The sequence below is a fragment of the uncultured Friedmanniella sp. genome, from assembly GCF_964244005.1.
In the GTDB taxonomy this organism is placed as follows: Bacteria; Actinomycetota; Actinomycetes; order Propionibacteriales; family Propionibacteriaceae; genus Microlunatus.
Window position 1 is genome coordinate 70,192 of the sequence record NZ_CAXTHG010000012.1, and the last position, 26,350, is coordinate 96,541.

The following is a 26,350-nucleotide window of genomic DNA, read 5'->3' on the forward strand; positions in this document are numbered from 1 at the left end:
GCCGACTTCAGGAATGATCACGAAGAAGCAGGCGCCTACATCTAGGGCTCGCGGCATTAAGTGGCAAGGGGAGACCCTCGCCCGGAAAGCGGACCTGGACGCGAGCGTCACCGAAGTGCTCAGGTCCTGCTCCGGCTGGGCCTGAGCACGGACGGCACTGCCAGTTCGGACCCGTGCCCGCTCAGCCCACGTGGACGTGGGGCCGGCGGTCGCGGTCGGGCTCGGCCTGGCGCAGGACCTCCCGGGTGACCGGGGCGACCTCGCCGCTGCCGAAGAGCAGGAAGCGGGTCAGGTTGGCCAGTGGGTTGCCTTCGGTCCACTCGAAGTAGATGTGGGGCTTGCGTCCGGTCCGGTCGCTGATGTCGAGCAGCAGGCCGGCGAGCGCGTTCGGCACGGTCGAGCTGGTGGCGGTCAGCACCCGGTAGCGGCCGTGCCGGACCTCACCCCGGACGTCGAGGGTGGTCGCGAAGTCCGACGCGTCCCCCACGGTGATCTCGACGAAGATGACGTCGGAATCGTCGCTGAGGTCGTTGTCGCGGATCACCTGGCGCAGCTTCTCGCTGTACTCGTCACGGTCGCGCAGGTCGGGTTCGTTGGAGATGAGCCGGACCGTCCGGCGGGCGCAGTCGCGGATGAACCGCTCCGCCGTCGGGTCGAGCAGCACCTCGTCGACGCGGAGCTCGAAGGCGCGCGAGAGCCGTGAGATCAGCGAGACGGCGAGGATCGCGGCGATGAACACGGCGGCGATCTTGACCCCGTCCGGCCGTTCCACGACGTTCGCGCCGGTCGTGTAGACGAAGATCACCGAGATCACCGCGAACGCGACGGTCTGGACACGCTGCCCCGCCCGGCGGGCTGCGAGCGTGACCGCGATCGAGGCGGACGTGATCAGCACCAGTACCCCCGTCGCGTACGCACCGCCCTGGGCGTCGACGTCGGCGTCGAAGATGACGGTGATGATGAACGCCGCGGCGATCAGGATCAGCACCAGCGGCCGGACGGCCTTGGTCCAGTGCGGGGCCATCCCGTAGCGGGGGAGGTAGCGCGGGATCAGGTTGAGCAGACCGGCCATCGCCGAGGCGCCGGCGAACCAGAGGATGGCGATGGTGGCGGCGTCGTAGACGCTGCCGAAGATGTTCCCCAGGTATTCGTGGGCGAGGAAGGCGAGCGCGCGTCCGTTGGCTGAGCCTCCGGGCTGGAACTCTGCGGCCGGGATGAGCAGAGTCGTGACGATGCTGCTGGAGACCAGGAAGACGCTCATGGTGAGCGCCGCCGCGGTGAGCAGTCGCTTGGCGCCGCGGATGCGTACCGCCGGCTTGACCGGGTCGTCATCCGGCGCGCCGTTGATGTGCGGCATCACGGCCACGCCCGTCTCGAAGCCGGACAGGCCGAGCGCCAGCTTGGGGAACACCACGAGGGCGACGACCACGATCATGATCGGGTTGGAGTGGGCCGTCGTCAGTGCGGTCTGCCAGTCGGCCAAGTGCGAGGGTTCGGCGATCAGGCGGGCGATGCCGACGCCGATGACGACGACGTTGAGGGCGAGGTAGACCGCCACCAGGCCGACGGCGATGCCGATGGCCTCGTTGAAGCCTTTGAGGAAGATACCGCCGAGCAGGGCCAGCAGCACCAGCGTGACCAGCACGTGGTGGCCCTCGAGCAGGTCGGTGAGGTGCGGGTTCTCGACCAGGTGTGCGGTGGCGTCGGCCGCTGAGAGGGTCATGGTGATGATGAAGTCGGTCGCGGCGAAGCCGAGCAGCACCAGCACGAAGAGCTTGCCGCCCCAGAAGGACAGCAGGTGCTCGAGCATGGCGATCGAGCCTTCGCCCCGCGGGCTCTCCTCGGCCACCCGGCGGTAGACCGGCAGCGCGCCGAGCAGGGTCAGCGCGACCAGCACGATCGTCGCGATCGGGGAGACCGCGCCGGCGGCGAGCGCGGCGATGCCGGGCTGGTAGCCGAGGGTGGAGAAGTAGTCGACGCCGGTCAGGCACATCACCCGCCACCACGAGTGGGTTTTCTCCGTCGCCTCGGGGTGGGCGTGCGGGCCTTGGTGGCCGCGGGAGCGGTCGGCCAGACCTTCCAACAGCCAGGACCGCAGCGTGCTCCGTCGCTTTGCCGTCGGGATCGCGGTCCCGGCGCGTTCCGGCGCGGTCGTGGTCATGGCTGAGCTCCTGGGTCGCGCGGGAATCTGACCAGTCGACGGTAGTCGCGCGGGGTGCCTGACCGGCGGCCCCGAGCGTCAAGATCGCGTCAAGGCTGTCGAGCCCTGAAAAGCGACCCCAAGACGTCCTCGTTCACGCCCCTCAGGGCTCGGCATGGGCCTTCTGGGGGTCGCTTTTCAGTGGAGGCGTGCGTACAGGGCCAGGTGAGCCTCGGCGGCGGCGCGCCAGGTGTGGGTGGCGGCAAAACCGGCGCCGCCGGGCAGCGACCCCTCGCGCAGGGCCGTGCCTAGGGCGACAGCGAGGCCGGCGGGGTCGCGGCCGTAGCGGACGTGGGGTCCGAAGACCTCGCGCAGCACGGGCAGGTCGCGGGCGACCACGGGAACGCCCGCAGCGAGGGCCTCCATCGCGGCGAGGCCGAAGCCCTCCTTGGTCGAGGCGAAGCCGAACGCGCGACAGCCGGCGACCAGCGCGGGCAGCCGGTCGTGGTCGACCTGGCCGAGGATCTGCGGAGTCACGCCCAGCTCGGCGGCCCGGGCGTCGAAGGCCTCCCGGTAGCCGCGGTAGTCGAAGAGGGTCTCACCGCCCGCGATCACCAGCCGTAGGTACGGATCGTCCCGACGCGCGAGCGCGTACGCCTCGAGCAGGTCGATCGTGCCCTTGCGGGGCTCGATCCCGCCGACGGCCAGCAGGTACTCACCGCCGAGCTCCCGACGCCACGCCGCCTGGCCGGCGAAGTCGGTCGCGGCGGCGGTGAACCGCTCCGCCTCGACTCCGTTGCCGATCACGGTCGGCCGCAGGCCCCAGCCCTGCTCGACCTCGGCCGCCACGGCGGCGGACACGCAGACGTGCGCGTACGGCTCGACGATCGCCCGTTCGTGGCAGGCGGCGAGCTCGGGGGTGGTGAAGGTGTCGAGGTGGTGGACGGTGCGGACGCACGGGCCGGCGGCGTTGGCGCTGATGCAGTCCTGGGCGTGCACCACGTCGTAGCCGGCCGCCTCGGCCCTGAAACCGGCGCGCAGCACCGCGATCGACCGCAGGATTCGCGCCCCCACCTCCTCGGCCTCGACCGGCGGAAAGTCCACCACCCGAAGGGTCACCGCCGCCGCCACCGGCCGGAACAAGCCGGCGTCCCCGCCACGGCCGAGCGTCCACACAGTCACGTCCGCGCCGAGGTCGGCGAGGGCTTCGGCCAGCGCGAGCGTGTGCACCACGCCGCCCCGCGGCCGGGTCGAGTAGGTGAGCAGCGCGATCCTCACCCGGCAGGCTCCCAGCCCGACGGCCCGTACGCCGTCGGCCGCCGCTCGACCAGGTGGTGCAGCACCCGCCGGGCCCGGTCGATCTCGCCCGCCACGTCGAGGTCGGCGCGGGCCAGCGCACCCTTGGACCAGGTGCGGGCCAGCACGTCGCCGCCCGGGCCGACCACCTTGGCCTGGCCGAGGAACCGCAGGTCGCCGAAGACGCCGGTCTGGTTGGAGGAGACGAGCACCACCTGGTTCTCCGCGGCGCGGGCGGCGTCGTAGAGGTCGAAGAGCCGGGACTGCCGGTCCTCGGTGATCCGGGCGGCTCGGTCGGTGATGCTGGCCGGCCAGGCCGACAGTGCGGCCACGATCCGGGCGCCGTCCAGGGCGAGCGTGCGGACGGACTCCGGGAACGTCTTGTCGTAGTCGATCAGCATGCCGAGCCGGCCGACGGGTGTGTCGAAGGCGGCGAACTCGGTGCCCGCGGCGTAGGCGAAGTGCTCCCCGGCCGGCTGGTGCACCTTGCGGTGGTGACCGAGGACGCCCTCGCCGCTGACGCAGACCGCCGCGTTGTAGCGGAGCCCGTCAGCCAGCTCGCAGAAACCGACGCACAGCGTCATCTCCCGGGCCAGCCGGACCAGCTCGGCCACCATCGGGGAGTCCAGGGCGAACGTGGGCGGCAGGTCGTCCAGGCCCGGGTGCCGCAGGTCCGGGATGTACCCGCCGACCGTGGCCCCCGGCAGCACCAGCAGGTCGGTCCCCTCACGGCGCGCGCTCTCCACGATGCCGGTGAGCTTGGCCATCGTCCGTCCCACGTCCCGGCCGAAGTGGGCCGCAACGGCTCCTATCCGGGTGACGGGCATGGGCGGAGCCTCTCGGAACCGGGACGAACGAGCGAGATCGGGCGGAGCCCAGGACCGCGGAGCGCGGGGCGCGACAGACGAGCCGAGGCATGCCTCAGGGTAGGGACGCACCGGCGAGGACCGGTAGCGACCCGACCAGGTGGTCGACGACGAACTCGGCGTCGCGCTGCACGCTGGCGAACCGGCCCGAGCCCCAGGTGTAGAGCCACGGCAGTCCGAGGAAGTAGAGGCCGTCGACCGCCGTCACCCCGCGGGTGTGGCAGGGCACCCCCTCACCGTCGAAGACGGGCACCCGCAGCCAGCGGAAGTTGCTGGTGAAGCCGGCCGCCCAGACGACCGACGTGACGCCGGCCGCCGCCAGGTCGAGCTCGGTGGTCTCGGTCGGCGGCCGCCAGAGCGGTGTGTACCGGGACTCGGTGGGTGCGTCGATGCCGTTCCGGAGGATGTGGGCGTCGATGGCGTCCTTGATCGAGTCGGCGACGGCGTCCGCGGCGTCCAGCGACGCCTCCAGGGTGGGGGCGAGCTGCAGCCGACCGCCCTCGGCGCCGACCAGTCGGCCGTACAGCCGCATGCCCTCGACCGCGAACGCCCGCAGGTCGATGTCCCGGCCACCGTCGCGTCCGGTCATGTAGTGGTTGGTCTTCTCCCGGGCGGCCAGGCCGCCGGGCTGGTTCTCGACCGGCACGTCGTAGGTGCCCATCTCTTCCAGCCAGGCCACGCAGTCGCGGCCGCGGTAGAAGCGGGCGCAGCGCGGCGCCGAGCCGACCACGAGGTGCACCTGCCGGCCCTCCAGGTGCAGGTCCTCCGCGATCTGCGCGCCGGACTGTCCGGTGCCGACCACCAGCACAGCGCCGGGAGGCAGCGCCTCGGCGTTGCGGTAGCGCGAGGAGTGCACCTGGACGAGGTCCACAGGCAGCCGTTCGGCGAGCCGGGGGATCTTCGGGTCGTGATAGCCGCCCACCGCCACGATGACCCGGTCGGTGCTCAGCGCTCCTCTGTTGCCTGAGCCTGTCGAAGGGCCCTCGGCATCGGTCGTCTCGACCACGAACCCGCCTTCGCGGGTCTGCTGGACGGCGGTGACGGTGACGTGCTCGCGCAGCGGCGGCCGGACCTGGGCGACGTACCGGGCCAGGTAGTCGACCACCTGGTCCCGGGTCATGAAGCCGTCCGGGTCGTCGCCGGCGTACGGGTAGCCGGGCAGCCGGCACTGCCAGTTCGGGGTGACCAGGGTGAAGTTGTCCCAGCGGCTGTCGGACCACTCGTGCGCCGCCGTGCCGCGCTCGAGCACGACGTGCTCGATGCCCTGGCGGCTGAGGTGCCAGCTGGCCGACAGCCCGGCCTGGCCGCCGCCGATGACCACGACCGGGACGTGCTCGCCGGTCAGCGTTCCCGCGGTCATGCCGCTGCTCGTTCCGGTCGCATCTGCTCGACCCGGACCGAGCCGCCCGGCTGGCTGGCGGCCACGGCCTCGATCGCGGCCAGCGAGGCCGCCGCGCGGCGACACGGATAGCCGTAGCGGGCCCGGACCCGGTCGCTCGCGGTCTGCAGCGCCTTGGTGGTCCGGCGGACGAAGTCAGCCACGGAATAGGAGTCGCCCGCTGTCAGGTGGTCGTGGACCACCAGGGAAGGGGAATAGCTGGACAGCACCCGGCCGTCGGGCCACCGGCTGGTGAAGGTCATCTCAGGCATAGGAGGGCTCGGTGCTGGAGGGCTGGGGGCTCGGGACGTAGTCGCCGAGCACAGGCTCGAGCCGGTAGGCGCTCGGCCGACGGTCGCGCAGCGCGTACATGCCGCCGCGGGTGCCGGCGAGCTCGCGCTGAACGTCGACGGTGGCGGTGGCGAGGCCGGGTCCGACGCCGGTCGCGGACAGCACGTCGCCGCCGGGGCCGACGATCTTGGCGTTGCCGACGAAGCGCAGCGAACCGAAGGTGCCGGCCTGGTTGGAGGCGATCCAGAGCACCTGGTTGTCGAGCGCGCGGGCCTGGTCGTAGAGGTCGAACCGTTTCTTCCAGCGGTCGTCCTCCAGGTTGGCTGCGGTGGCCGTCCGGGCGGCCGGCCAGGCCGAGAGCGCGGCGATGACCTCGGCGCCGTCCAGGGCGAGCGTCCGGGAGGCTTCGGGGAAGGCCTTGTCGTAGCAGATCAGCATCCCGATCCGGCCGACCGGTGAGTCGAACGCCTCGAACGAGTCGCTCGCGGCGTAGCAGAGGTTCTCCCCGAGGGGCTGGTGGACCTTGCGGTGGGTGGCCAGCACGCCGTCGCCGGTGAGGGCGACCGCGGTGTTGTAGGTGATGGGCCCAGCGGCCTCGCGGATGCCGAGCAGCACCAGCATGTCCCCGGCCAGGGCGACCACCCGACCGAGCTCGGGGCCGTCCAGCTCGAGGGCGGGCGGCAGGTTGGCCGATCGCCGGACGCGGGTCTCCTCGTCGTCGGTCGCGCTGCCGAGACTGGGCAGATAGCCGCCGAGGCACGCCTCGGGCAGCACGAGCATGTCGGTGCCGACCGCGCGGGCGTCGTCGATCAGGCCGGCGATCCTCGCGTACGCGGCGTCGAGGTCGCGGCCGAACTCGGCCGAGGCGGCGGTGAAGGTGTAGCTGGTCATGCGGGTCCTAGTCCTGTGACGTCGGGGGAGAGGGTGGCGGTGCAGCGGCCGTCCGGCCAGCGCAACGACACCCCGGGGGTGGTGGTCAGCTCGCCGCAACCGCGGGTGACGGCGGGACCCGCGGGTGCGGGTACGGCGTCGCCTCGGTCGGCGGTGAGCATGGCGAAGCCGGGAAAACAGGTGAGCCAGTCACCCATCGAGGCATGGGCGGGTACGGGCACGTCGGCGACGTCGAGGATCGCGCCGCAGCCGCTGGCCTCGGCCAGCATGCCGAGGGTGCCGACGACGCCCGCCATGCTGACGTCCTTGGCCGCGGCGGGGCCGGTGCGGGCGACGAAGGAGCCGAGCTCGTGCAGCTCAGCCGTCGTACGGTCGCTGGAGGAGTCCCACTGCAGGCCGCGGTAGCCGCGCCGCCAGCCACCACCGAGGTCGGCGGTGAGGCTGACCCGGTGGCCGGGTTGGCCGCCGCCGGCGGGGACGGGTCGAGGGGTGCGGCCGAGCGCCGTCACCGAGAGCGAGGCAGGTACGCCGAGCTGGGTGTGGCCGCCGAGCACCGGCACCTGCCACGCCCGGCTGGCGGCCGAGAGCCCGTGCACGATCCGGGTGGCGAAGGACTGGTCGCGGGCGCCGAAGCTGTCCAGCAGCCCGACCGGTTCGGCGCCCATCGCGGCGAGGTCGTTGAGGTTGACCAGCACCGCGCACCAGCCGGCCCACTCGGGGTCGCGCTCCACCATCGACGGGACGATCGCGTCGGTCGCCGCCACCAGGTCGCTGCCGGGGACGGGGGCGCCGTCGTCGCCGCGGAAGCCCTGGCCACCGAGGCCAGCCGGGTGCTCGGCGAACCGCGCCAGGGTCGCTCCCAGCGAGGCCTTCGTGCGCGCGACCAGGCGGGTGACCCGGTCCACCGGCCAGGTCATCAGCAGGTGCGGGTGCCCGTAGCGGGTCTCCGCCGCCAGCACTTGCCAGCCGAGGCGGTCGAACAGGGCGGCGTGCTGCCGCTGGACGTGGGCGTCGAAACGCAGCACGCCCTCGGACTCGGCGTGGGCGCAGGCCGCGCGGACCAGGGCCGAACCGACACCGTGGGTCCGGGAGCGCACGGCCAGCCGGCTGCCGGTCCACCAGCCGAGGTCGCGGCCCGCGGTGGCTCCGTCCAGCTGCTGAGGAGCCAGCCGGACCGTTCCCAGCCAGGCGCCGCCGGCGTCGCGGGCGAGCAGCGTGACGGCTCGGTCGTCGTCGTCGGTGTCGTCGCGGTCGTCTGGGGCGAACAGGCCTTGCTCGAGGACGAACGTCTCGTGCCGGAGCCGCCGGGCCGCCGCGTGCTCGGCGGGGGTTTCGGCGCGGAGGACGGTGACGGCGGGAAGTGCCGCCGGACGCGCTCTGGTCAGGACCTCCACATCGAAAGCGGGGACGGTTGCCGTCACCTCAGGCCCCCGCGTTCTTGAGCGTGCTGCAGGCACCGCAGGCAGCACAGCCGGCGCGCTGACCGGCCGAGGTCATGCCGGCGGCGATCAGCGACCGGGCCACTCGTCGGGTGACGTCCTCGACCACGCACCTGTCGGGGGCGATGGCCCCGTCGGCGACCGCCAGGGTGCCGGCCAGCGGACGGAACGGCACCACGAACGGGTAGACGCCCATCGTGATCAGCTCCTCGGCGCCGGCGACGAGCTCGTCGGGGTCCTCGCCCAGGCCGACCAGCAGGTAGGTCGAGACCTGGTTGCGGCCGAAGACGCGGACGGCCTCGGTCCAGGCGGCGCGGTACTCGGCCAGCGAGACGCTCGACTTGCCCGGCATCCAGCGCCGCCGGACGCCGTCGTCGAGGGACTCGACGTGGATGCCGATCGACTCCGCGCCCGCCTCGTGCAGCTCGGTGAGGGTGGCCAGGTCGCCGGGCGGCTCGCACTGCACCTGGATCGGCAGCCACGGCACGGCCGCCTTGACGGCCCGGACGCACCGGGCCAGGTGGGTCGCGCCGCGGTCCTTGGCGGCCGAGGTGCCGGTGGTCATCACCATCGAGGTGACCCCGTCCAGGGCGACCGCGGCGGCGGCGACCTCCGCGATCTCGGCCGGCCGCTTGACGGCGACGGTCGCGCCCGCGGCCAGCGAGGCCTCGATCGCGCAGAACCGGCAGCGCTGGTCCTCGGCGTAGCGGACGCAGGTCTGCACCACCGTCGTGGCCAGCACGTTGCTGCCGTGCAGCCGGGCGATCTGCTCGTAGCGCACGCCCTCGGCCGTGGCCAGGTCGTAGAAGCGCGGCCGACCGATGGTGGTCACCTCCAGGCCGATGTCGGCGCCGTCCAGGGTGATCCGGTCGCGCTCCAGCAGGTACGGACTGGTGTCGTTGACGGGGATGGCCGCACTGAGTCCGTCGATCAGCAGGTGGCCGTCGTCGCTGGGCCCGGCTCCCGCGACCCGGCTGACCGGGGGGCGGCCGCGGACGCCGAGGATCGCGAGGTCGACCCGGGTGCTCACGCTCATGGTCTCGCTCCCGGCGCCGCGCGCGTCAGACCATGTAGGTGGAGTTGATGATCGCGCCCTTGTTGGCGTAGTGGATGACCGCGTCCTGGACGTCGAGCGGGTGGCAGGGGATGACCCCCTCGATCAGGTCCTCCTCGCGGCCGCCGTGCAGGGCCAGGCCGAAGCGGCAGCAGAAGACGGTGCCGCCCTCGCCGATGAAGGTGGCGATCGAGTCGTTGAGGTTCTGCCCGCCGGGGAAGGCCGAGTCGCCGGTGGTCGGGAAGCCGCGGGTGGCCAGGCAGTTGATCGAGCCCGGGCCGTAGAAGTAGAGCGCCGACTCAAAGCCCTTGCGCAGCGCCCGGGTGGCCTGCAGGACGGCGACGAAGCTGACCGAGGACTCGTGGGCGATGCCGTGCACCAGCGTGAGGTAGGACTGGCCCTCCGACGCCTGGTAGTCGGGGAAGATCTTGGTCCCGCCGTAGATGCTGCTGCCCTTCGGCAGCGAGGGGTGCGGGATCTCGGCGATCGACGTCGCGATGTTGGCGGTGATGGTCTCGTCGTACTGGGGCATGGCAGAGCTCCTGAGGAGAGGCGTGGGGTGGCGGCGGATGCCGGCGCAGCACGCCGGGCGACAGCGTCCGGCGGCGGAAGAACTCGGTGGAACGCGTGGTCGGTTTGACCCGATCCAGTGCCTCCATTGTTGGGCCGGTTCGATGTCAGGCTGGTTACAGCGGGAACACTCGCGTGTGACGAGCCGTAACGATCCCGGGTCCGGCGGCTCACGTCAGGAGCAGTGCCGAGCTGGTCCGACATGACGTTGCGAGGGCAAAGAGCGTCCGAGTCCGAACAGCGTGCGACATCGTGCCGCGAGTACGCGGCACCATGTCGCACGTTGTTTGCTCAGCCGGTGCTCGCGGGTCGCTACCGTCCTCTCATGAGGCTGGCGACGTTCAACATCCTGCACGGGCGCAGCCTGAGCGACGGTGTGGTCGACCCGGGCCGCTTGGCTGAGGCGGTCCGGCGGCTCGACCCGGACGTGCTGGCCCTGCAGGAGGTGGACCGCGACCAGCCCCGGTCGAACCTGGCCGACCTGACCGCGGTGGCGGCGGAGGCGATGGGAGCGGTCAGCTCACGCTTTGCGCCGGCCCTGCTGGGGACGCCAGGCAACGCCTGGACCGCGGCCGGGACGGACGTCGTGCCGGGCGCGGCGTACGGGGTCGCGCTGATCTCGCGCTTTCCGGCGCTCTCGTTCGAGGTCGGAATGCTGCCGCGGATCGCCTTCCGCTTCCCGCTCTACGTCCCCGACCAGCGCCGCGTGGTGGTGGTCCACGAGGAGCCTCGCACCATGGTCACCGGTCGGTTCGAGACCCCGGACGGACCCCTCGTGATCGTGAACACCCACCTCTCCTACGTGCCCGGGTGGGGGCGGCGCCAGCTGTGGCAGATCCGCCGCCGGCTCGCGGGCGTGCCCGGCCCGGTGGTGGTGATGGGCGACCTCAACATGGTGGGGCCCGCCGCTAGCCGGGTCACCGGCTATCGCTCGCTCGCCCGGCACCCGACCTTCCCGATGCAGCGCCCGACCCGCCAGATCGACCACATCCTGGCCCGCGGACCACTGGGGCCGGTGCTCAGCAGCGACGCTCCCGACCTGGGACTGTCCGACCACCGGGCGCTGGTCGTAGAGCTCGGACCGCGCGGAAATGACCACTAGGAGGGTGGTGTCAAACGCCGACCTACTGCGCGGCACCCGGGCACGCACCGGGCTTCGTTGCCGTCGTCGCGGAGAGAACCCCGCTATCCGACTCCTCCGGCGCCTTGCCCGGCACGCACCCGGGCACCTGCTCGCTACGGCCGCCGTTCGACGCCACCCTCCTCGCAGGCTGCTGTGGGGTCGCCGTGGGGCTGCGACCCGGTCGTGACCTGGCCGAGGTGACCACTAGTCTCGGCAGAGTGCCTGTTCGCCTGGGTGAACTCGCACGTCCCCAGAACGGCTAGAAGGAGCACCATGACGACAGTCCCGGAGATCGCCCTCAACAACGGTCACACCATCCCGCAGCTGGGCTTCGGCGTCTTCCAGATCGACCCGGCCGAGACCGCGGACGCGGTCGGCCAGGCGCTCGAGATCGGCTACCGGCACATCGACACCGCTGAGATGTACGGCAACGAGAAGGGGGTCGGTGAGGGCATCCGCGCCGCCGGCCTGGATCGCAGCGACGTCTTCGTCACCAGCAAGCTCAACAACGGCTTCCACCGCCCCGACGACGCCCGCCGGGCGTTCGACCAGACGCTCGCCGACCTCGGCTTCGACTACGTGGACCTCTTCCTGATCCACTGGCCGCTGCCGACGCTGTACGACGGCGACTACGTCTCGACCTGGCAGACGCTCGAGGAGTTCTACCGCGAGGGCCGCGCGCGCTCGATCGGCGTCAGCAACTTCCAGCCCTCGCACCTGCGCCGGCTGGCCCAGGAGACCCAGGTCGTGCCGGCGGTCAACCAGGTCGAGGTCCACCCCTACCTCGACAACACCGAGGTCCGGGCCTACGGGGCCGACCACGGCATCGCCACCGAAGCCTGGTCGCCGATCGCCCAGGGCGGCGTCCTGCATGACCCGGAGATCACCACCATCGCCGACCGGCTCGGCAAGACCCCGGCTCAGGTGGTGCTGCGCTGGCACGTCCAGCGGGGCGACATCATCTTCCCCAAGTCCACGACCCCGTCGCGGATCAAGGAGAACTTCGAGCTCTTCGACTTCGAGCTCACCGACGCCGACCTGACGGCGATCACAGCGCTCGACAAGGGCGAGGAGGGGCGTACCGGCCCCAACCCGGACGCGTTCGACTACGTCCCGGCCTGAGTCTCGTCCTCGGCGACCAACGGTCGGGTCCTGCCGGCGAGCAGCACGGCCAGGGCCAGCAGCGCGGCGGTCACGGTCAGGGCGCGCAGCACCCCGACGTGGTCGCCGAGGAATCCGATCAGCGGGGGACCCGCCAGGAAAGCGGTATAGCCGATCGAGGCGACCACGCTGACCCGGCCGGCCGCACGCTGGGGGTCGTCGGCGGCCGCGCTCATCCCGACGGGAAAGCCGAGCGCGGTCCCGACGCCCAGCAGCAGGGCGCCGGCCACAGCCAGCGGCAACACGCCGCCGAAGACGATCAGCAGCAGCCCGAACAGCGCGATCCCGGCGGAGGTCCGCAGCGCACGCACCCGGCCGTAGCGGTCGATCAGCTGGGGTCCGAACCACCGGCCGCAGGTCATGGCGGCCAGGAAGGTCGCGAACGTCAGCGGTCCGGCGACCGGGGGTGCGGCGTACCCGTCCTGTACCGCGACCGCGAGCCAGTCGTTGCCGGTGCCCTCGGTGAAGGCCATGCAGAGGACGAAGAGGCCGATCAGCAGGGTGCGCGGTTCCCACCAGCTCTGCAGCGGGTGGCGTGGCTTGTCCGTGGTCGAAGCGCTCTCAACGGCCGCCGGGACCGTCACCGGCAGGAACCCGCCCAGCACGACCATCGGCACCACGACCGCCACCAGCACGGCGGCGGCCAGCAGGTGGGCTGTGACCGGGACACCAAGGGCCACCATGGCCGCGCCGCCGAGGGCGCCCAAGACGGACCCGACGCTCCAGCCGGCGTGGAAGCGCGGCAGCACCGCACGGCCCAGGCCCTGCTCGACCGCGGCGCCCTCCACGTTCATCGCGACGTCCCAGGTGCCGTTGCCGAAGCCGAAGAGGAACAGGCCTACCACGACCGGCCAGACGCCGTGCGGGTAGCCGATGCCCACGACCGCGAGCCCGACCGCGAGGCAGACCGCCATCGCCGCCACCGCGCGCGCCGTGCCGAACCGGGTGACCACCACCCCGGCCAACGGCAGCGCGACCAGCGAGCCGAGCGCCACGCAGAGCAGCACCAGCCCGAGCGTCGAGGGCGAGGCGTTCAGCGAGTCCCGGATCGACGGGATCCGCGACGCCCAGCTGGCGAAGCCGAAACCGCTGCTGATGAACGCCACATAGGTGGCGCGCTGGGCGCGGAGCACCGCCGGGGTCGGGGTCACAGGGGCGGCGGGGGCGGCAGTGGGGAAGGAGGACATGTCCTGCCCGACGCTACCGGGCTCGCACATGGAACAAGAGGAAAACTGGTCGCCCTGAGTGGTAGCACAAATGCTACTGTGGGTTGATGACTACCACAGGTCTGCGAGAACTGCGTCAGAACGCCTCTGAGATCGTCCGCCGAGCCGAGGCGGGGGAGGTCGTCGACATCACGGTCGCTGGTCGACTCGCGGCTCGACTGGTGCCCGTCAGCCCGGAGCCGTGGCAGCGGTGGGACGACGTCGCCGACATCTTTGCCGGACCGGAGGATCCGGACTGGCTCCGGGACCGTGATCTGCTTGACCAGAGTGTGGTCAACCCCTGGGACAGGCCGCCAGCGTGAGGGCGGTATTGGACACCAGCGTGTTGTTGGCCACCGATCTGCCGCCGCTCGAGGGTGAGCTCGCGATCAGTGCTGCTGCTCTGGCCGAGCTCCACTTCGGAGTCCTGGTCACCACCAACGCGTCGGTTCGCGCCGAACGGCTTCGCCGGCTCTCGGAGCTTCAGCGGCGATTCACCGCGCTGCCGGTCGACGCATCGGTGGCGGTCAGCTACGGTCAGCTCGCGGCGGCGGTGGTCGAGGCCGGACGTCGGCCGCGAGGCCGAGTCATGGATCTGCTCATCGCTGCCACAGCACACCGGCACGCCGCGCGGCTCTACACGCGCAACGCGCGCGACCTCGCCGGCCTGGAACACCTCGTGGAGATTGTTGCCGTCTGACCGATGAGCCAGCCGGCTGCTTCATCATCGTGCGGCAGCGCCGACGCTGACCTGCTCGGCGGCTCTGGGGAACTGCTCGAGCAGGAAGCTCCGGACGCGGTCGAACTCGGCGTCGACCTCGCCGACGAGCCCCGCGCCGGCGCCGGCCCCGTCGAGATCGCCGGCCTCGAGCGCCTCGCAGCTCCCCGCGAGCCGGGACGCCCCGATGGACAGGGCCGCGCCCCGCAGCGCGTGGCTGATCCGGCGGAGCGCGTCGGCCTCGTCCTCGGCGGCGGTGCTGCGCATCTGCTCGAGCTGGGCGGCGGAGGTGTCGAGGAAGAGCCCGACCAGCCCCGCGGTCTGCTCGTCGTCCTCGCTCAAGGCTCTCAGCACCGTCAGGTCGACGGCCTCGCCGGTCGGCTCCGCTGCGGCCGCCGAGCCGTGGGCGGGCCAACGCAGCCAACGGTTCAGGGCGGCCCGGAAGTCCGCGATCCGGACCGGTTTGGTCAGGTAGTCGTCCATCCCGGCCTGCAGGCAGCGTTCGGCATCACCCTTCATGGCGCTGGCGGTGAGCGCGACGACCGGGGTGTGCCGGTCGTTCCCCTCGTGCTCGCGCAGCGCCGCAGTCGCCTCGTAGCCGTCCATCTCCGGCATCTGGCAGTCCATGAACACCAGTCCGTACGGCCGCCGACGGGCTGCGGCGAGCACCTCGCTGCCGGTCCCGGCGATGTCGACCGCGTAGCCCAGCGACTCCAGCATCCGGCGCGCGACCTGCTGGCTGACCGGGTTGTCCTCCGCGACCAGGACGCACGGCACGTCGTCCGGCCGCTCGTCTGCCGTAGCCGTCTTGTCGAGCGCCGTCGTCGGGTCGTCGAGCACCCTCGCCGCGATCTGCGCCGGCTCCGCGACGACCGGCTCCGGGTGCTCCGGCGCCTGCCAGGTCACGAGGGTGCCGGCGTCCAGCTGCGCGAGCAGCTGAACGCTGCACTCGAGCAGCACCGAGGGCCGGACGGGCTTGGTGAGGTGGGCGTGCAGCTCGCCGCTCTCGAGCCCGCTGCGGTCGCCGCTGGAGGTGAGCAGCACCCGGGCCGTGCCGCGGAACCGTTCGTCAGCGGTCATCGCCCGGGCGAGCTCGGTGCCGTTGCGGCCCGGCATCTGGTGGTCGATCCAGGCCAGGTCAAAGTGGCGGCCGTCGGCGTGCCGGCGCTCCAGCTCGACCAGGGCCGCGTCGACGTCGGCCACGGCGATCGCGTCGAGCTGCCAGGACTTCGCGGTCTCGACCATGATCGTGCGGTTGGTGGCGTTGTCGTCGACGACCAGCACGCTCCGGCCGCGTAGCGAGGTGAGCGGAGGTGCGGGCACCCAGGCCGGCGAGGCGGGGGCGAGGTCGAGGTCGAACCAGAAGCGGCTGCCGTGTCCCAGCTCGGTCTCGACGTTGATCGTGCCGCCCATCAGCTCCACCAGGCGCTTGGAGATCGCGAGTCCGAGTCCCGTTCCGCCGTGCTTGCGGGTGGAGGAGGCGTCCGCCTGGGAGAAGCTGTCGAACAGCGCGGCCACGGCTTCGGGGGCGATGCCCGAGCCGGTGTCGGTCACCTCGAAGCGGCAACGGACCAGCTCGGGGTGGGCCGGGTCGGGGTCGGTGATGGCCACGGCCACCCGCAGCACGACCTCGCCGGTCTCGGTGAACTTGACGGCGTTGCCCGCCAGGTTGAGCAGCACCTGGCGGACCCGGCCTACGTCGCCGTGCAGCGCCTCCGGCACGGTGTCACCGACCGACATCGCCAGCTCGATGTGCTTGCCGTTGGCGGCGCCGGCGAGCAGCGCGAGGATGTCCTCGATGGCGCCCCGGACGTCGAAGTCGGTGAGGTTGAGGTCGAGCTTGCCTGCCTCGATCTTGGAGAAGTCCAAGATGTCGTTCAAGACGCTGAGCAGAGCGTCGGCTGAGCTCTGGATGGTGCTGCTGTAGGCCCGCTGCTCCTCGTTGAGGTCGGTCACCGACAGCAGCTCGGTGAGCCCGATAACCCCGTTGATGGGGGTCCGGATCTCGTGGCTCATGTTGGCCAGGAACTCCGACTTGAGGCGCGATGCCTCCAGCGCCCGGTCGTGAGCCTGGGCCAGCTCGTGCTGGCTCTCGATCCGGTTCAGGGCGCTGTCGACCATCAGGCTGGTGCTTTCGAACAGCCGGACCTCGTCGGAGCCGAACACCGGGGCGTAGCGACCGGTCTGCGCGACGAGGACTCCGGAGGTGAGGTCGAAACGGACGATGGCCGGCTCACTGGCACCGGTCCGCTCCTGCGACCGTGCCGCTTCGACCAGATCGGAGACGTCCTCGGGCGCACCCTCGGCGAGGACGATCCGGCCGTCGTTCTCCAGCATCGCGGTCGCCTCGCAGCCGAGCAGCTCCTTGAGGACGGGCAGGACGGCCGCCGCCACGTCGGACCGGCTCTCGGCGCGGATCAGGGTGAGCTGGAGGTCATAGGTCCGGACCTGCTCGGTGCGCCGCCAGATCATCCGCAGCCAGGACGGCGGGTTCAGTCCGCCGAGGACGCAGCCGGCGGAGATCCACGCTAGAGCCGTGCTCACGCCCTGCTGCAGGTCGGAGCCTGCGGTGAAGACGAAGGGCAGCAGGAGGACCGAGGAGAGGATGATCGCGCCGATGCTCAGCAGCTGCATCCGGCGCCGGGTGACGGCCGGCTCGCTCCGACCGGCCCGCCACAGCAGCAGCGCGGCGAGCACCGACAACCCCAGCCACTGCAGGAAGAAGACCACGGTCCAGGTCGAGAGCCACCAGGGGTGCTGGTCACTGCCGGGCCAGTAGGGGAAGGCGAGCATGGTACCGGCGGCGATGATGGTCTGGATTCCCGCGTACCGGCGGACCAGACGGCCACGGTCGAACGAGCCGGCGAAGCGAAGCAGGCAGTAGGGGTAGAGCAGCAGCGGCAGCACCCAGCCGACCTTCAGCAGCCACTCGTCGAAGCCGTGCCGGGGACCGGTGCCCTGCGGCAGGACCAGCCCGACGATCACGGCCACGCCGAGGATGTTCCACGCGCCGGCCAACCACGCCGACGCGGTGTCGCGGCGTCGCCACCACAGGTAGAGCGACGAGGCCGCGAGGCCCAGGTACAGCGTGGTGTTCATAATCTGAGTGAGCACGGGGGAAGATCCTTTCGCCCCCGGACCCTTGTCGAGCATCAACCAACATGTCAGCCGGTCGATGGTGGGAACTGTATAGCATTCCACTCCGGGACGGCTCAACTAGCCGGAGGAGATCCCCCCGCGCGCCGGCGTCCACGAGGGACCCGCCGAAGCCAACGGTGAGCAGGGTCGGAGCGCAGTCAGCTGAGCCACCAGAACGACTCCCGCACCGGCACCACCTCCCATGGACAGGGTGCGGACGCCGGCGGCCGCGGGCAGCTGGTCGACCAGCCGAGCTTGCAGCAGTGCCACCCGGTCCGGGCCGCCGACCAGGAACGGGACGGCGAGAAGCTCTCGACCGCGACCTGGTCCACCTGCGCGGGGTCCTCACCTTCGACGCGCCGACGCAGTGCACCCCGGCCGACACGCACCGGACGCTGGTCGGGATCAACCGGCGGACGGACGCGGTGGTCGAGAGCTTCCGGGCGATGCCGTTCCTGCTCGCCGGCACTCAGCGTGCCGGACTCCTGCAGGAGCGGTCCGCGCGTCCTGGCCGCGTCCGGCGCGATGCGCATCCTCGAGCTGCCGAGCACGCCACCTGACCTGCTCGAAGCCTTGTGGTGGCACCTCTCCCGCGACGGCGACCCCGGCCACCGCTGGCTGCACCAGCTGTTCGTCGACGCTGCGTCCGAGCTGCCGGTCCTGGCCCCTCCCGCCTGAGGCGGACGATCCCGGCCGGCTGAACCTTCGTCCGCTTGCCCGCATGCCGCTGCTCGGTCCTCTCGACCCTGTGCCGGGGTGCCCGCAACGGATCCTGGTGGCCGGCACCTCCGGGTCGGGGAAGACCTCGCTGGCGGCGCGGATCGGTGAGCTCCTGCACCTCCCAGCGTGGAGATCGACGCCTTGTTCCACGGGCCGGGCTGGGTACCGCGACCGTCCTTCGCCGACGACGTCCGCCGCCTGGTCGCCAACCCGGCCTGGGTCACGGAGGGGCAGGACAGCCAGGTACGGACGCTGCTCGCTGGTCGAGCGGACCTGGTGGTCTGGTTGGACCTGAGGCGCTGGCGGGTGATGGAGCAGGTGGACGACGCACCTTGCGACGGAGACTCCGTCGTGAGGTGTTGTGGGGCGGTAACGTGGAGCCGCCGTTGTGGACGACCGTCACCGATCCCGACCATCGCGTGCGGTGGGCCTGGTCGAGGCACGCCACCACCGCGGGGCGCGTCGTCGCGCTGACGGCCGAGCGGCCTGAGCTCGACGTCATCCGGCTGACCACCCGGGCCGAGGTCGAAGGCTGGGTGACCGGCCCACTCCGGGACGCCGCCGTACGCTGCCGAGCCACCTGACGACCTGCGCCAGCTCTGGCTACTGGAGCGGCAAGGACGGCCAGCGTTCGGACGCCCAGTGCGACCAGGTCGCGTGTCCCGGTGGGACCGGGGGGATCGCCGCGCCGGCCAGCTCGTCGGAGTCGGGCGCCTCGAACTGCTGCTGCCACTGCTTCAGCTCGGCGTCGCTCAGCTGGAACTGGCCCGGCTCGGCCTCGAAGCGGCTGGTGGTGCGTCGGCGCTGCTCCTCAGCCTCGATCGGTAGGTAGATCACCTCAGCGCGGACGCCCCGCGAGGACGCGATCCACCGCAGCGCCGCCCGCTCGTGCCGGCCCCAGAAGCCGAAGTCGAGGACGACGTTGAGGCCCAGCGCAGCGGCCCGGAAGCCGACCTGCACCAGCTGGCCTTCGATCCGGTCCCGCTGGTCCACCCGTTCGGCCGCCTGCCAGCCTGTCGGGCCGTCGCCCGGAAAGATCGCCATCTGCCAGTCGTCAGGGGTGAGCCGGAGGGCCGATGCGCTGACCTCCAGCTCTTTGGCCCGCGTGGTCTTCCCTGCTCCGGGCAGGCCGACGATGAGGTAGACGGTCGCTCCTTGAGGCTCGTCCGTTCCCATCGTCCTCTCAGCCTCCCTGCCCGATTCCCGTCGTGATGATCAGACACTGCGGCAGCCGAATCCGCACCTGGATCACCAGCTGGACGCGAAGGCGTACCAGGGTCCGAAGAGGTGGCGGAACTGCGGGTGCTCGAAGGAGCCGTCGCCCACGTCGTGGGTGGGGGCGCCCGACGGCAGGTAGGCGAGGCCACCGTCGTCGATGAAGCCCGAACCAGCCGAGTCGTAGAAGAGGTAGCCGGCGCTGAAGGAGGCGCATTCTCGAACTCTGATGGTCCCGATGTGCGCGGGGCAGGGGCCGGGGAAGTCGCCGTACGTGTCGTTGGCCTCGTCTTCGGTGAGGTCGCGATCGAGGATGGTGACCGCGGGAGCCGGCGCACGCGCGACCACGGCGTTGAACGCCGGACGGTCCACGAGGATGAAGCGGATTCTGCTGGGGGTGGAGGTGTAGATCAGTCCGGCGGTCACGAGGCCGATCAGCGGCGCGATGATGAGGCCCGCGGGCAGCCGTCGGCGGACGACCGAGTGGATGGCGACGCCCAGCCAGCAGCACAGTGAGCCGAGCCCGAGGAGGGGCAGAGCAAACCAGGCGAGGCCCGCGGGTCCGGTCGGGCCGCTGGCGATGAGCAGGAGGATGGCCGCTACCACCGCTGCCACGACAAGCAGGAGCTTGGTAGCCCCACGGACCGTTTCCTCGGAGGTGAGGTCCGTGGCCAGCGCATCTGTCACTCGAGCGAGCGTAGCCTCGACGCGACGTCGCCGGGTCTGCCCGCCCGGTGTCGTATTACCGGCTGCGGTGAGGTGCTGCAGCTTGTCGTTCCCGACGTCGAGGCTGGTGACGGCGTGGGAGTGGGTGTCTCGGGGCGCACCCGGTGGTCGGTGAGGGCGAGCAGAGGACCCGCGTCGAGAAGTTCGGCCAGCGTCGGCACCGTCGGGCTGCTCACGGGAGCGAACCGACGCCGCGGTCAGGCCGACGCCGGCCGGCGGTCACGCAGACGGTGGGGGCGTCATCTGGGCGACGCGGATGTGGTTGCCGAACGGGTCGCGGAAGCCGAAGTCGATGCCGTAGGGCTGCACGGTCGGCTTCTCAGGCACTTCCACCCCGCGCTCCTTGAGCTCAGCGTGGGTCTGGTGCGCGTCTGTGGTGGTGAAGAAGAGGTGTCCGCCGGCCGCGCCTTTGGAGATGAGGTCGCGCACCTGGGCAGCGATGTCCTCGCTGTGGCCAGGCGGGCCCGGCTTTTCCAGCAGGACCGCGTGGCCGGGGTCGGTGGGCAGCGCGACGGTCAGGAAACGCATCGGGCCGAACTGCATGTCGGTCTGGACCTCGAAGCCGAGCTGGTCGACGTAGAAGGCGAGTGCGGCGTCTTGGTCGGGGACGAAGATCTGCGAGATCGAGATGGTGTTCAACATGGAGTCCACGCTAGAGGCCGGTCGCGGACGTGGGCTTCTCCGATACTGCGGTGTTCGTTCCCGGGCGTAACCAGGCCATGGCGAAGCAGCTGGGTACCGGGGCTAGCGGGCCGCGCTTGCGGTAGACGCTGGGCGGTTCTCCGACGATCTCGGAGAAGACACGGCTGAACGTGCCCACGCTGGAGAAACCGACCGTCATGCAGACGTCGGTGACCGTCTCCTCGCTGCTGCGGAGCAGAAACATCGCGCGCTCGATCCGGCGCCGCTGCAGGTACCGGTTGGGCGTCTCGCCGAAGGTGACTTTGAAGGTCCGGATGAAGTGGGCCTCGGAGACGTGCGCCAGTCGCGCCAGGGTGGGGACGTCGAGCGGTTCGGCGTAGCTGCGGTCCATCGCGTCCCGAGCCCGCAGCATCCGTCGGTTGGAATCCTCGCTCGGTCGGCTCACCGGATCATCTTGGCGGCCGCGGCAGCGCGGGTCGTACCGTGGGCTCGTGACGGAGGCCAGCGACGACCCCCTCGTCAACGCCCGCCAGGTGAGGGTTGACGAGGACGCCACTCCACCGGGGCACATCGCGATCTGACCCATGGTCGTGCCGCGCGCAGGGGTCTAGTTTGTGCAGATGAGGACGCTTAGCCAGCAAATGCGGCCCGCCGTGTACCCCGCCACCGCGCTGGCCGTCCTGCTGGTGGCTGCACTGCTGGCGGTGGCGCTCCCCGCCCGACCTGCCCAGGCCGCGAGTCCACCCGCCTACGCGGTCACCGTGCTGCACGCGGTGACCGGAGAGTTCTTCGCGCCCAGCGACAGGGGCAACCCGGTGAACGGCGCCGGACTGGTCGCCGGGTATGTCTTCAACTCCCGGGACCCGGCCGAGGCGGCGGTCTTCGACACCCGCACGTCGACCGTCCGCAAGTTCGGGTACCTCAACTACAGCCCCATCACCTCCGACTCCCACTACTCAGTAGCCACCGACGTCAACATCCGCGGCGACGTCGTCGGGACCTCGTCGTTCGGGGACGGCTCGGATCACGCTTTCGTCGTTCCCGCAGGTAGCGACCAGCTGATCGACCTCGGCGTCGACGGTGGCACGGAGATCGACTCGGGTGCGAACGCCGTGAACGACCGCGGGGTGATCGCCGGCTATCAGGACGTCGGACTCTCGACCGTCGCGGTGACCTGGACGCTGCACCCCGACGCGGCACCCACCCGTGCCGACATCGGGACCGCCATCGGCAGCATGTCGTCGGTCGCCATCAGCCTCAACAACGCCGGTTACGTCCTCGTCGCGCGCTGGGACACCGGCTACAACCGCAACATCGTCTGGTTCCCCAGGCAGCGCTACGCCATGCCGATCAAGCCGCTGCCCGGTGACGACACGACCCTGTTCAGCGACATCAACTCGGCTGGCTACGCCGTGGGCACCTCCTCGAAGCAGGGCACCCCCGACGACCACGCGATGCTGTGGAGCAGCAAGACCCGGACCTCCCAGCGGCTGCCGGTCCCGGGCGTCCGCGCCGACCCTGTGGCGATCAACGACCGCGGCGAGATCATCGGCAACGAGTACCCGTTGACGTCGGACACCTCGAACCACTCCAGGCCGGTGATCTGGGGTCCCTACGGCTCCAGCGCCCGCTATCTGGCGACCGGGTCGAGCACCGACATCATCGCGAGCGGGATTAACGTGTACGGGCAGGTCGTCGGACAGAACGGTCGATTCGGCATCACGTGGGTCCCCAGCACGACGGCAACGACCACGGCAGTCCCGCCCGTGCCGCGGGCGTCCGTGCCGACCGCACACCTTCCTGGCAACGGCGTGCATGTCCTCTGACCCGGTTGGCGCCGGCTGAGCCACGGCCAAGCCCCGACGTTTCCGAGCTCGTCACAGACCAGACGGTTGGCACAGAGCGTGGGCGTGATCACCCGAGGAGAGTTACGGGACCTCCCTGCGAAAGACTTCCGCCTGGGGAAAGTGGGAACCAAGGGCGGGGTGCAACTCCTCCTGCTCGCCCGCCCTTCTCGACGTAGGGCAAGAACCATCTTCGTCCGGTGAAAGATGTTGGGTGCCGGTGCTTCGTTGGCCGCCGTGAACGTGACCCAGCTGAACCGCCCGACTGTCGCCGAGATCTGATTTCTTACCTAGGGTGCTTGGCGTGTATCGCACCGGCTGGTACGCCCGGTCGTGCTGTGGTCGAAGAGCCACCTCGGGGACGATCCCGACCGGGCCGTCACCCGTCGACTGCTTCGGCTGGTTCGCCGATCTCGGTGGTGACGGGCAAACCGGCGACCTCGGACATCTCTGATGCGCTGGGCCCCAACTTGGCGTTGGCTGCCGTCCATCCGACGGTGATGCCGCTGCCGTCGTCGTTGGGGCTGGCGTCGAACAGGTAGCGCTGATACTTGGTGAAGACCTTCTCGGTCGCAGCATCCATGGCCTTGAGGTCGTAGGCGGCGGGCCTCAGGTTGACGGTGATGCCGGCGGGTGGGGCGGCTATCGCTCGGCGGATCCGCTCAGGTGGTTCTCCGACCCAGTACACGTCGAGGGTGCGGGCGTCCGCGTCGACCTCGAGGCCCGCGAGCCCGGGGACGTCCTCATCCTCGCGCCCTTGGTCGATGTCGGCGATGACCTGGTCGAGCTGTTCTTCGACCGAGTAGCTGGTGGCGTACCCCGTCGCGGCCCTGCTCGGCTCGTGAGTGGCCGACGTGCTGGGCCGGTCGCTTGGCTCGGCGATTTGGCTGCCACACCCGATCAGGCCTGATCCCGACAGCAGGATCGCCGCCACAGCAAGCCCAGCAGGACGAAAGGCCGGTCCGATCATAGAAAGTCACTCCGTTCGTCGCTGACAACCTAACGGCTCGTGGCGGGCTTGTGTCGACCTACCGCCAGTCACTCGACCAGAAGCCCCCGGACGGGCTCGTCCGTCACCTGGTTGTCGCGTTCGCCCCTGTCGATGGTGCATCAGGCGTCGTGCGACTGGCGGCGACGAAAAGTCCGGCGAAGATCAGGATGGGCAGGCCGAGGAGGAAGGGCGCGTGGAGGCCGAGACCGCTGGCCGCGACGCCACCGAGGCTCGCCCCGATCAGCGAGCCCGCGGTGATGAGAACCCGGTTGATGCTGATGACTCGACCCAACAGCTGTGCCGGGGCGGCGCGCTGGATGGTGGTGCGCACCTGCACCGTCCAGATCGCGAAGGCCATGCTGCTGGTGGCCATGACGACGGCGGTGGCGAACACCGAGCTGGTCGTACCCAACGCCAGCTGACCAGCGGCGGTGAGGCCCAGGCAGACGAGCGTGGTGGCCTTGGCTCCAACCTTCCTGGTGAGGGTGGCGGCGAAGAACCCGCCAGCCAGGCCACCGACGGCTCCCACGGCCAGCAGGATCCCGTACCAGGCGAAGGGCAGGTGCAGGACGTCGTGGACGTAGAGCACGAGGAGCGTGAACCACGCGCTGTCGGTCACGGCCAGGACGACACTGGTCGCGGGTACCGGCCAGAAGCTGCGGTTCCGCCGAAGCCACCGCACCCCACCGCTGATCCGCGACCGCTCGCGTCTGGCCGGCGTTCCGGGTCCGGCTGCCGTGGCGGTAGTCTCGACCAGCGCGGGGATGCTGGCGACCAGGGCGACGGCGAGAGCCAGCGTTCCGCCGTTGATGGCGAACGGCAGCACCAGAGCGACGCCGAAGAGGTAGCCGCCGAGCGGTGGTCCGACGAACTCGCTGCCGGCGATCTCGGCGGTGACCATCCGGCCGTTGGCCCGGTCGAGTTGATCACGAGACACGAGCGACGGGACGAGCGTGCTGGCGGCCGTGGCGCGAACGACGTCGGTGATACCAGACACGAACACGACGACGTACAGGACGGTCATGGTCACCCAGCCGCTGACGATCAGCCCGACCAACCCCACCAGGAAGGCGAGTCGGACGGCATCGGCTACGACGACGAGCCGTCGTCGATCGAACCGGTCAGCCAGCGACCCAGCTGTCAGTCCCAGGAGCAGGCCAGGAAGCTGAGTGGCCACCGCCACCCCGGCGATCAGGATGGGGCTGTGGGTCAGCGTCACGGCCAGGAGCGGGAACGCCGCTGCTCGGATGCCGTCGCCCAGGTTGGACAACAGAGTGGCCGACCACAGCCGTCGGTACGGTGCGCCGAGCGCCAACGTCGCCATCCGAGCTCCTCCTCCAGTTAGCACTCGCCTAGTGAGAGTGCTAACGCAAGCAGTTCTAGCACTGCTGGCGCGAATGCTCAGCACCAAGTCCTGGTCAGCGCCTGCCTGGCGCCTAGCCAACGTCAGCTGGACGGTCGGATTGCTCGCGCCACCGATCGACCAGGTTCGGTACGAGCCACCCGCCTGGGTAGGTCAGTCATGCCCAGACGAACACCTGGAGGAGTAGCACCCACCAGGTGTCGGGTGAGCCCAGGCCGCCGGACGATGGTCCGCAGCCGCGAGCCGAAGAGGACCCACGGATAGCACGGGGAGGTGGCTGGGTTCACCTGCTCGCGAGGGTGGGTGCGTAGTCGTACTCGGGAAGTTCGGGGCCGCCCACTGCGCGCTCGATGAGGGCGGTGAAGGCGTCCATGTCGGGTTCCGCGCTCGGCTCGGCCCCCGGCACAGGGGCGCTGAGGCTTTCCACGTGCATCCGCCCGATCTCCTGGTTGGCGTCGACGTAGGAACGCATCCGCTTCTCGAAGCCGGCGAATCCGGCATCGGGGTCCCAGTTCGTGGCGGCCAGCTCGCCGGCCAGCAGGTACGCGCCGACCAGGGCCAGCCCGGTGCCTCCCCCCGACATCGGTGAGGCGCTGAACGCCGCGTCTCCGAGCAGCCCCACCCGCCCGCTGGACCAGCGATCCATCACCACCTGAGCGACCTGGTCGAGATAGAAGTCCTGGGTGTCGTCCAGATGCCCGAGGATGCGCTGTGTCATCCAGCCAAAGCCGGCCATCCGCTCGCGCAACAGGTTCTTCTGGGCTTCGACGTCGCGGTGGTGCACGGTGGACTGTGGTGCGGTGAACGAGAACATCGCGATCGCTCGGGTGGCGTCGTGGATGGGCCGCAGACCGGCGGAGCGCCCGGGCTCCTGGTGGTCGATCAGCCATCGGTCCAGTCCGAACTCATTAGGCACGCTGTAGTAGGCCAGCATGAGCCCGAGGTGGCGGACGTAGCGCTCACGCGGTCCGAAGACCATGGCGCGTAGCGCCGAATGCAGCCCGTCGGCGCCGACCACCAGGTCGAAGCGCCGCCGGCCGCCGCTGGCGAACGTGACGTCGACTCCGGCCGCGTCCTGGGTGAGGTCGGCGATCCGGTCGCCGAAGACGTACTCGACCGTGTCGCGGGTGTCGTCGTACAGGACCTGAGCCAGGTCTCCGCGGAGGATCTCGATCTCCGCGATGTAGCCGTCCCCGCCGTGGTCATCGGCGCGGTGCGTCTCCAGGACGTTCCCGTCGGCGTCCACCAGGTACGCACCGGCGGTGTGGGTGCAGGCCGCGCGCACCGCCGACTCGAGACCCATCCGACGGATGACCTCCTTCGCCACCCCGCGGGCATCCACGGCCTGCCCGCCGGGACGCAGGCCGGGCGACTGCTCGACGACGGTCACCTCGGCCCCGTACCGGCGCAGCCAGTGGGCCAGCGCCGGCCCCGCGATGCTCGCCCCTTGCACCAGGACTCTTGTCTCTGTCATCGCGCTCCCAGCTTCAGGCGCAGAGTGTCCAAGGCCGGCGCTGCCGGTTCGGATAGCCATGTCATGAGAACTAGACCGGCCGAGCGACACCAACTCATCGCCGTT

The 26,350-nt window shown here is 70.8% G+C and carries 26 protein-coding genes; 7 read left to right on the forward strand and 19 right to left on the reverse strand.

The features are described from left to right. Positions 1-181 precede the first annotated feature (181 nt). The 9 genes from ACFE76_RS09790 to ACFE76_RS09830 all read right to left on the reverse strand — a co-directional run bounded on the left by ACFE76_RS09790 (position 182) and on the right by ACFE76_RS09830 (position 9,887). Positions 182-2,161: an amino acid transporter gene (locus tag ACFE76_RS09790; RefSeq protein WP_375431561.1), complete on the reverse strand. Its 1,980-nt coding sequence runs from the start codon at positions 2,159-2,161 to the stop codon at positions 182-184. 177 nt (positions 2,162-2,338) lie between these two features. Next, positions 2,339-3,418, reverse strand: a complete 1,080-nt coding sequence (locus ACFE76_RS09795) for an MSMEG_0565 family glycosyltransferase (protein ID WP_375431562.1) — start codon at positions 3,416-3,418, stop codon at positions 2,339-2,341. Further along, complete coding sequence (locus ACFE76_RS09800; RefSeq protein WP_375431563.1) at positions 3,415-4,263, reverse strand: carbon-nitrogen hydrolase family protein; 849 nt, start codon at positions 4,261-4,263, stop codon at positions 3,415-3,417. Before ACFE76_RS09800 ends, ACFE76_RS09795 begins: the two co-directional genes overlap by 4 nt. A gap of 94 nt (positions 4,264-4,357) precedes the next feature. Then, positions 4,358-5,662, reverse strand: a complete 1,305-nt coding sequence (locus ACFE76_RS09805; protein WP_375431564.1) for an MSMEG_0569 family flavin-dependent oxidoreductase — start codon at positions 5,660-5,662, stop codon at positions 4,358-4,360. After that, positions 5,659-5,952, reverse strand: coding sequence for an MSMEG_0570 family nitrogen starvation response protein (locus ACFE76_RS09810; RefSeq protein WP_375431565.1), 294 nt, complete (start codon positions 5,950-5,952; stop codon positions 5,659-5,661). Before ACFE76_RS09810 ends, ACFE76_RS09805 begins: the two co-directional genes overlap by 4 nt. Beyond that, positions 5,945-6,862, reverse strand: coding sequence for a carbon-nitrogen hydrolase family protein (locus tag ACFE76_RS09815; protein ID WP_375431566.1), 918 nt, complete (start codon positions 6,860-6,862; stop codon positions 5,945-5,947). Before ACFE76_RS09815 ends, ACFE76_RS09810 begins: the two co-directional genes overlap by 8 nt. Beyond that, positions 6,859-8,283 (reverse strand): MSMEG_0567/sll0787 family protein, encoded by a 1,425-nt coding sequence (locus tag ACFE76_RS09820; RefSeq protein WP_375431567.1) that lies wholly within the window; start codon positions 8,281-8,283, stop codon positions 6,859-6,861. The genes ACFE76_RS09815 and ACFE76_RS09820 overlap by 4 nt, the downstream gene beginning before the upstream one ends. Position 8,284: 1 nt before the next feature. After that, on the reverse strand, positions 8,285-9,337 hold the full coding sequence (locus ACFE76_RS09825) for an MSMEG_0568 family radical SAM protein (RefSeq protein WP_375431568.1): 1,053 nt from the start codon (positions 9,335-9,337) through the stop codon (positions 8,285-8,287). Between the two features lie 25 nt (positions 9,338-9,362). Further along, complete coding sequence (locus ACFE76_RS09830) at positions 9,363-9,887, reverse strand: MSMEG_0572/Sll0783 family nitrogen starvation response protein (RefSeq protein WP_375431569.1); 525 nt, start codon at positions 9,885-9,887, stop codon at positions 9,363-9,365. Between the two features lie 363 nt (positions 9,888-10,250). Here ACFE76_RS09830 and ACFE76_RS09835 point away from each other — a divergent pair, with 363 nt between their 5' ends. Both ACFE76_RS09835 and ACFE76_RS09840 read left to right on the forward strand, forming a co-directional pair. Continuing rightward, the gene (locus ACFE76_RS09835; RefSeq protein WP_375431570.1) at positions 10,251-11,027 is read left to right on the forward strand and encodes an endonuclease/exonuclease/phosphatase family protein; all 777 of its coding nucleotides are present in this window, start codon (positions 10,251-10,253) and stop codon (positions 11,025-11,027) included. Between the two features lie 294 nt (positions 11,028-11,321). Then, positions 11,322-12,170 carry an aldo/keto reductase gene (locus tag ACFE76_RS09840; protein ID WP_375431571.1) on the forward strand — a complete coding sequence of 283 codons (849 nt, stop codon included), beginning with the start codon at positions 11,322-11,324 and terminating at the stop codon, positions 12,168-12,170. Here ACFE76_RS09840 and ACFE76_RS09845 read toward each other — a convergent pair. Next, positions 12,155-13,396, reverse strand: a complete 1,242-nt coding sequence (locus ACFE76_RS09845) for an MFS transporter (RefSeq protein ID WP_375431572.1) — start codon at positions 13,394-13,396, stop codon at positions 12,155-12,157. The two genes, ACFE76_RS09840 and ACFE76_RS09845, sit on opposite strands and share 16 nt — an antisense overlap. A gap of 86 nt (positions 13,397-13,482) precedes the next feature. Here ACFE76_RS09845 and ACFE76_RS09850 point away from each other — a divergent pair, with 86 nt between their 5' ends. After that, positions 13,483-13,737, forward strand: coding sequence for a type II toxin-antitoxin system Phd/YefM family antitoxin (locus tag ACFE76_RS09850; protein ID WP_375431573.1), 255 nt, complete (start codon positions 13,483-13,485; stop codon positions 13,735-13,737). Then, positions 13,734-14,114 (forward strand): PIN domain-containing protein, encoded by a 381-nt coding sequence (locus ACFE76_RS09855; protein ID WP_375431574.1) that lies wholly within the window; start codon positions 13,734-13,736, stop codon positions 14,112-14,114. Before ACFE76_RS09850 ends, ACFE76_RS09855 begins: the two co-directional genes overlap by 4 nt. 24 nt (positions 14,115-14,138) lie before the next feature. Here the strand turns inward: ACFE76_RS09855 and ACFE76_RS09860 are convergent, their stop codons facing one another. Both ACFE76_RS09860 and ACFE76_RS09865 read right to left on the reverse strand, forming a co-directional pair. After that, positions 14,139-17,246 carry a response regulator gene (locus tag ACFE76_RS09860; RefSeq protein ID WP_375431575.1) on the reverse strand — a complete coding sequence of 1,036 codons (3,108 nt, stop codon included), beginning with the start codon at positions 17,244-17,246 and terminating at the stop codon, positions 14,139-14,141. Positions 17,247-17,428: 182 nt separating this feature from the next. Beyond that, positions 17,429-17,803 carry a hypothetical protein gene (locus ACFE76_RS09865; RefSeq protein ID WP_375431576.1) on the reverse strand — a complete coding sequence of 125 codons (375 nt, stop codon included), beginning with the start codon at positions 17,801-17,803 and terminating at the stop codon, positions 17,429-17,431. On the opposite strand from ACFE76_RS09865, the gene ACFE76_RS09870 reads away from it, so the two are divergent. Then, positions 17,796-17,948, forward strand: a complete 153-nt coding sequence (locus ACFE76_RS09870) for a hypothetical protein (protein WP_375431577.1) — start codon at positions 17,796-17,798, stop codon at positions 17,946-17,948. The genes ACFE76_RS09865 and ACFE76_RS09870 overlap by 8 nt on opposite strands. 398 nt (positions 17,949-18,346) lie before the next feature. Continuing rightward, positions 18,347-18,574 (forward strand): hypothetical protein, encoded by a 228-nt coding sequence (locus ACFE76_RS09875; RefSeq protein ID WP_375431578.1) that lies wholly within the window; start codon positions 18,347-18,349, stop codon positions 18,572-18,574. Between the two features lie 19 nt (positions 18,575-18,593). On the opposite strand, the gene ACFE76_RS09880 is transcribed toward ACFE76_RS09875, so the two are convergent. The 4 genes from ACFE76_RS09880 to ACFE76_RS09895 form a co-directional block, all read right to left on the reverse strand. Further along, the gene (locus tag ACFE76_RS09880) at positions 18,594-19,166 is read right to left on the reverse strand and encodes an AAA family ATPase (protein ID WP_375431579.1); all 573 of its coding nucleotides are present in this window, start codon (positions 19,164-19,166) and stop codon (positions 18,594-18,596) included. Between the two features lie 72 nt (positions 19,167-19,238). Continuing rightward, positions 19,239-19,820 (reverse strand): hypothetical protein, encoded by a 582-nt coding sequence (locus ACFE76_RS09885; RefSeq protein WP_375431580.1) that lies wholly within the window; start codon positions 19,818-19,820, stop codon positions 19,239-19,241. A 330-nt stretch (positions 19,821-20,150) separates the two neighbouring features. After that, positions 20,151-20,573: a VOC family protein gene (locus ACFE76_RS09890; RefSeq protein ID WP_375431581.1), complete on the reverse strand. Its 423-nt coding sequence runs from the start codon at positions 20,571-20,573 to the stop codon at positions 20,151-20,153. Between the two features lie 10 nt (positions 20,574-20,583). After that, complete coding sequence (locus ACFE76_RS09895) at positions 20,584-21,018, reverse strand: helix-turn-helix domain-containing protein (RefSeq protein WP_375431582.1); 435 nt, start codon at positions 21,016-21,018, stop codon at positions 20,584-20,586. 175 nt (positions 21,019-21,193) lie between these two features. On the opposite strand from ACFE76_RS09895, the gene ACFE76_RS09900 reads away from it, so the two are divergent. Next, a complete protein-coding gene (locus tag ACFE76_RS09900; RefSeq protein WP_375431583.1) occupies positions 21,194-22,399 on the forward strand; it encodes a hypothetical protein in 1,206 nt (401 codons plus the stop codon). A gap of 397 nt (positions 22,400-22,796) precedes the next feature. Here ACFE76_RS09900 and ACFE76_RS09905 read toward each other — a convergent pair whose 3' ends face one another. The 3 genes from ACFE76_RS09905 to ACFE76_RS09915 all read right to left on the reverse strand — a co-directional run bounded on the left by ACFE76_RS09905 (position 22,797) and on the right by ACFE76_RS09915 (position 26,245). Then, positions 22,797-23,387 carry a hypothetical protein gene (locus tag ACFE76_RS09905; protein ID WP_375431584.1) on the reverse strand — a complete coding sequence of 197 codons (591 nt, stop codon included), beginning with the start codon at positions 23,385-23,387 and terminating at the stop codon, positions 22,797-22,799. 103 nt (positions 23,388-23,490) lie between these two features. Continuing rightward, positions 23,491-24,732: an MFS transporter gene (locus tag ACFE76_RS09910; RefSeq protein WP_375431585.1), complete on the reverse strand. Its 1,242-nt coding sequence runs from the start codon at positions 24,730-24,732 to the stop codon at positions 23,491-23,493. 322 nt (positions 24,733-25,054) lie between these two features. Continuing rightward, the gene (locus tag ACFE76_RS09915; RefSeq protein ID WP_375431586.1) at positions 25,055-26,245 is read right to left on the reverse strand and encodes an FAD-dependent monooxygenase; all 1,191 of its coding nucleotides are present in this window, start codon (positions 26,243-26,245) and stop codon (positions 25,055-25,057) included. Between the last annotated feature and the right edge of the window lie 105 nt (positions 26,246-26,350).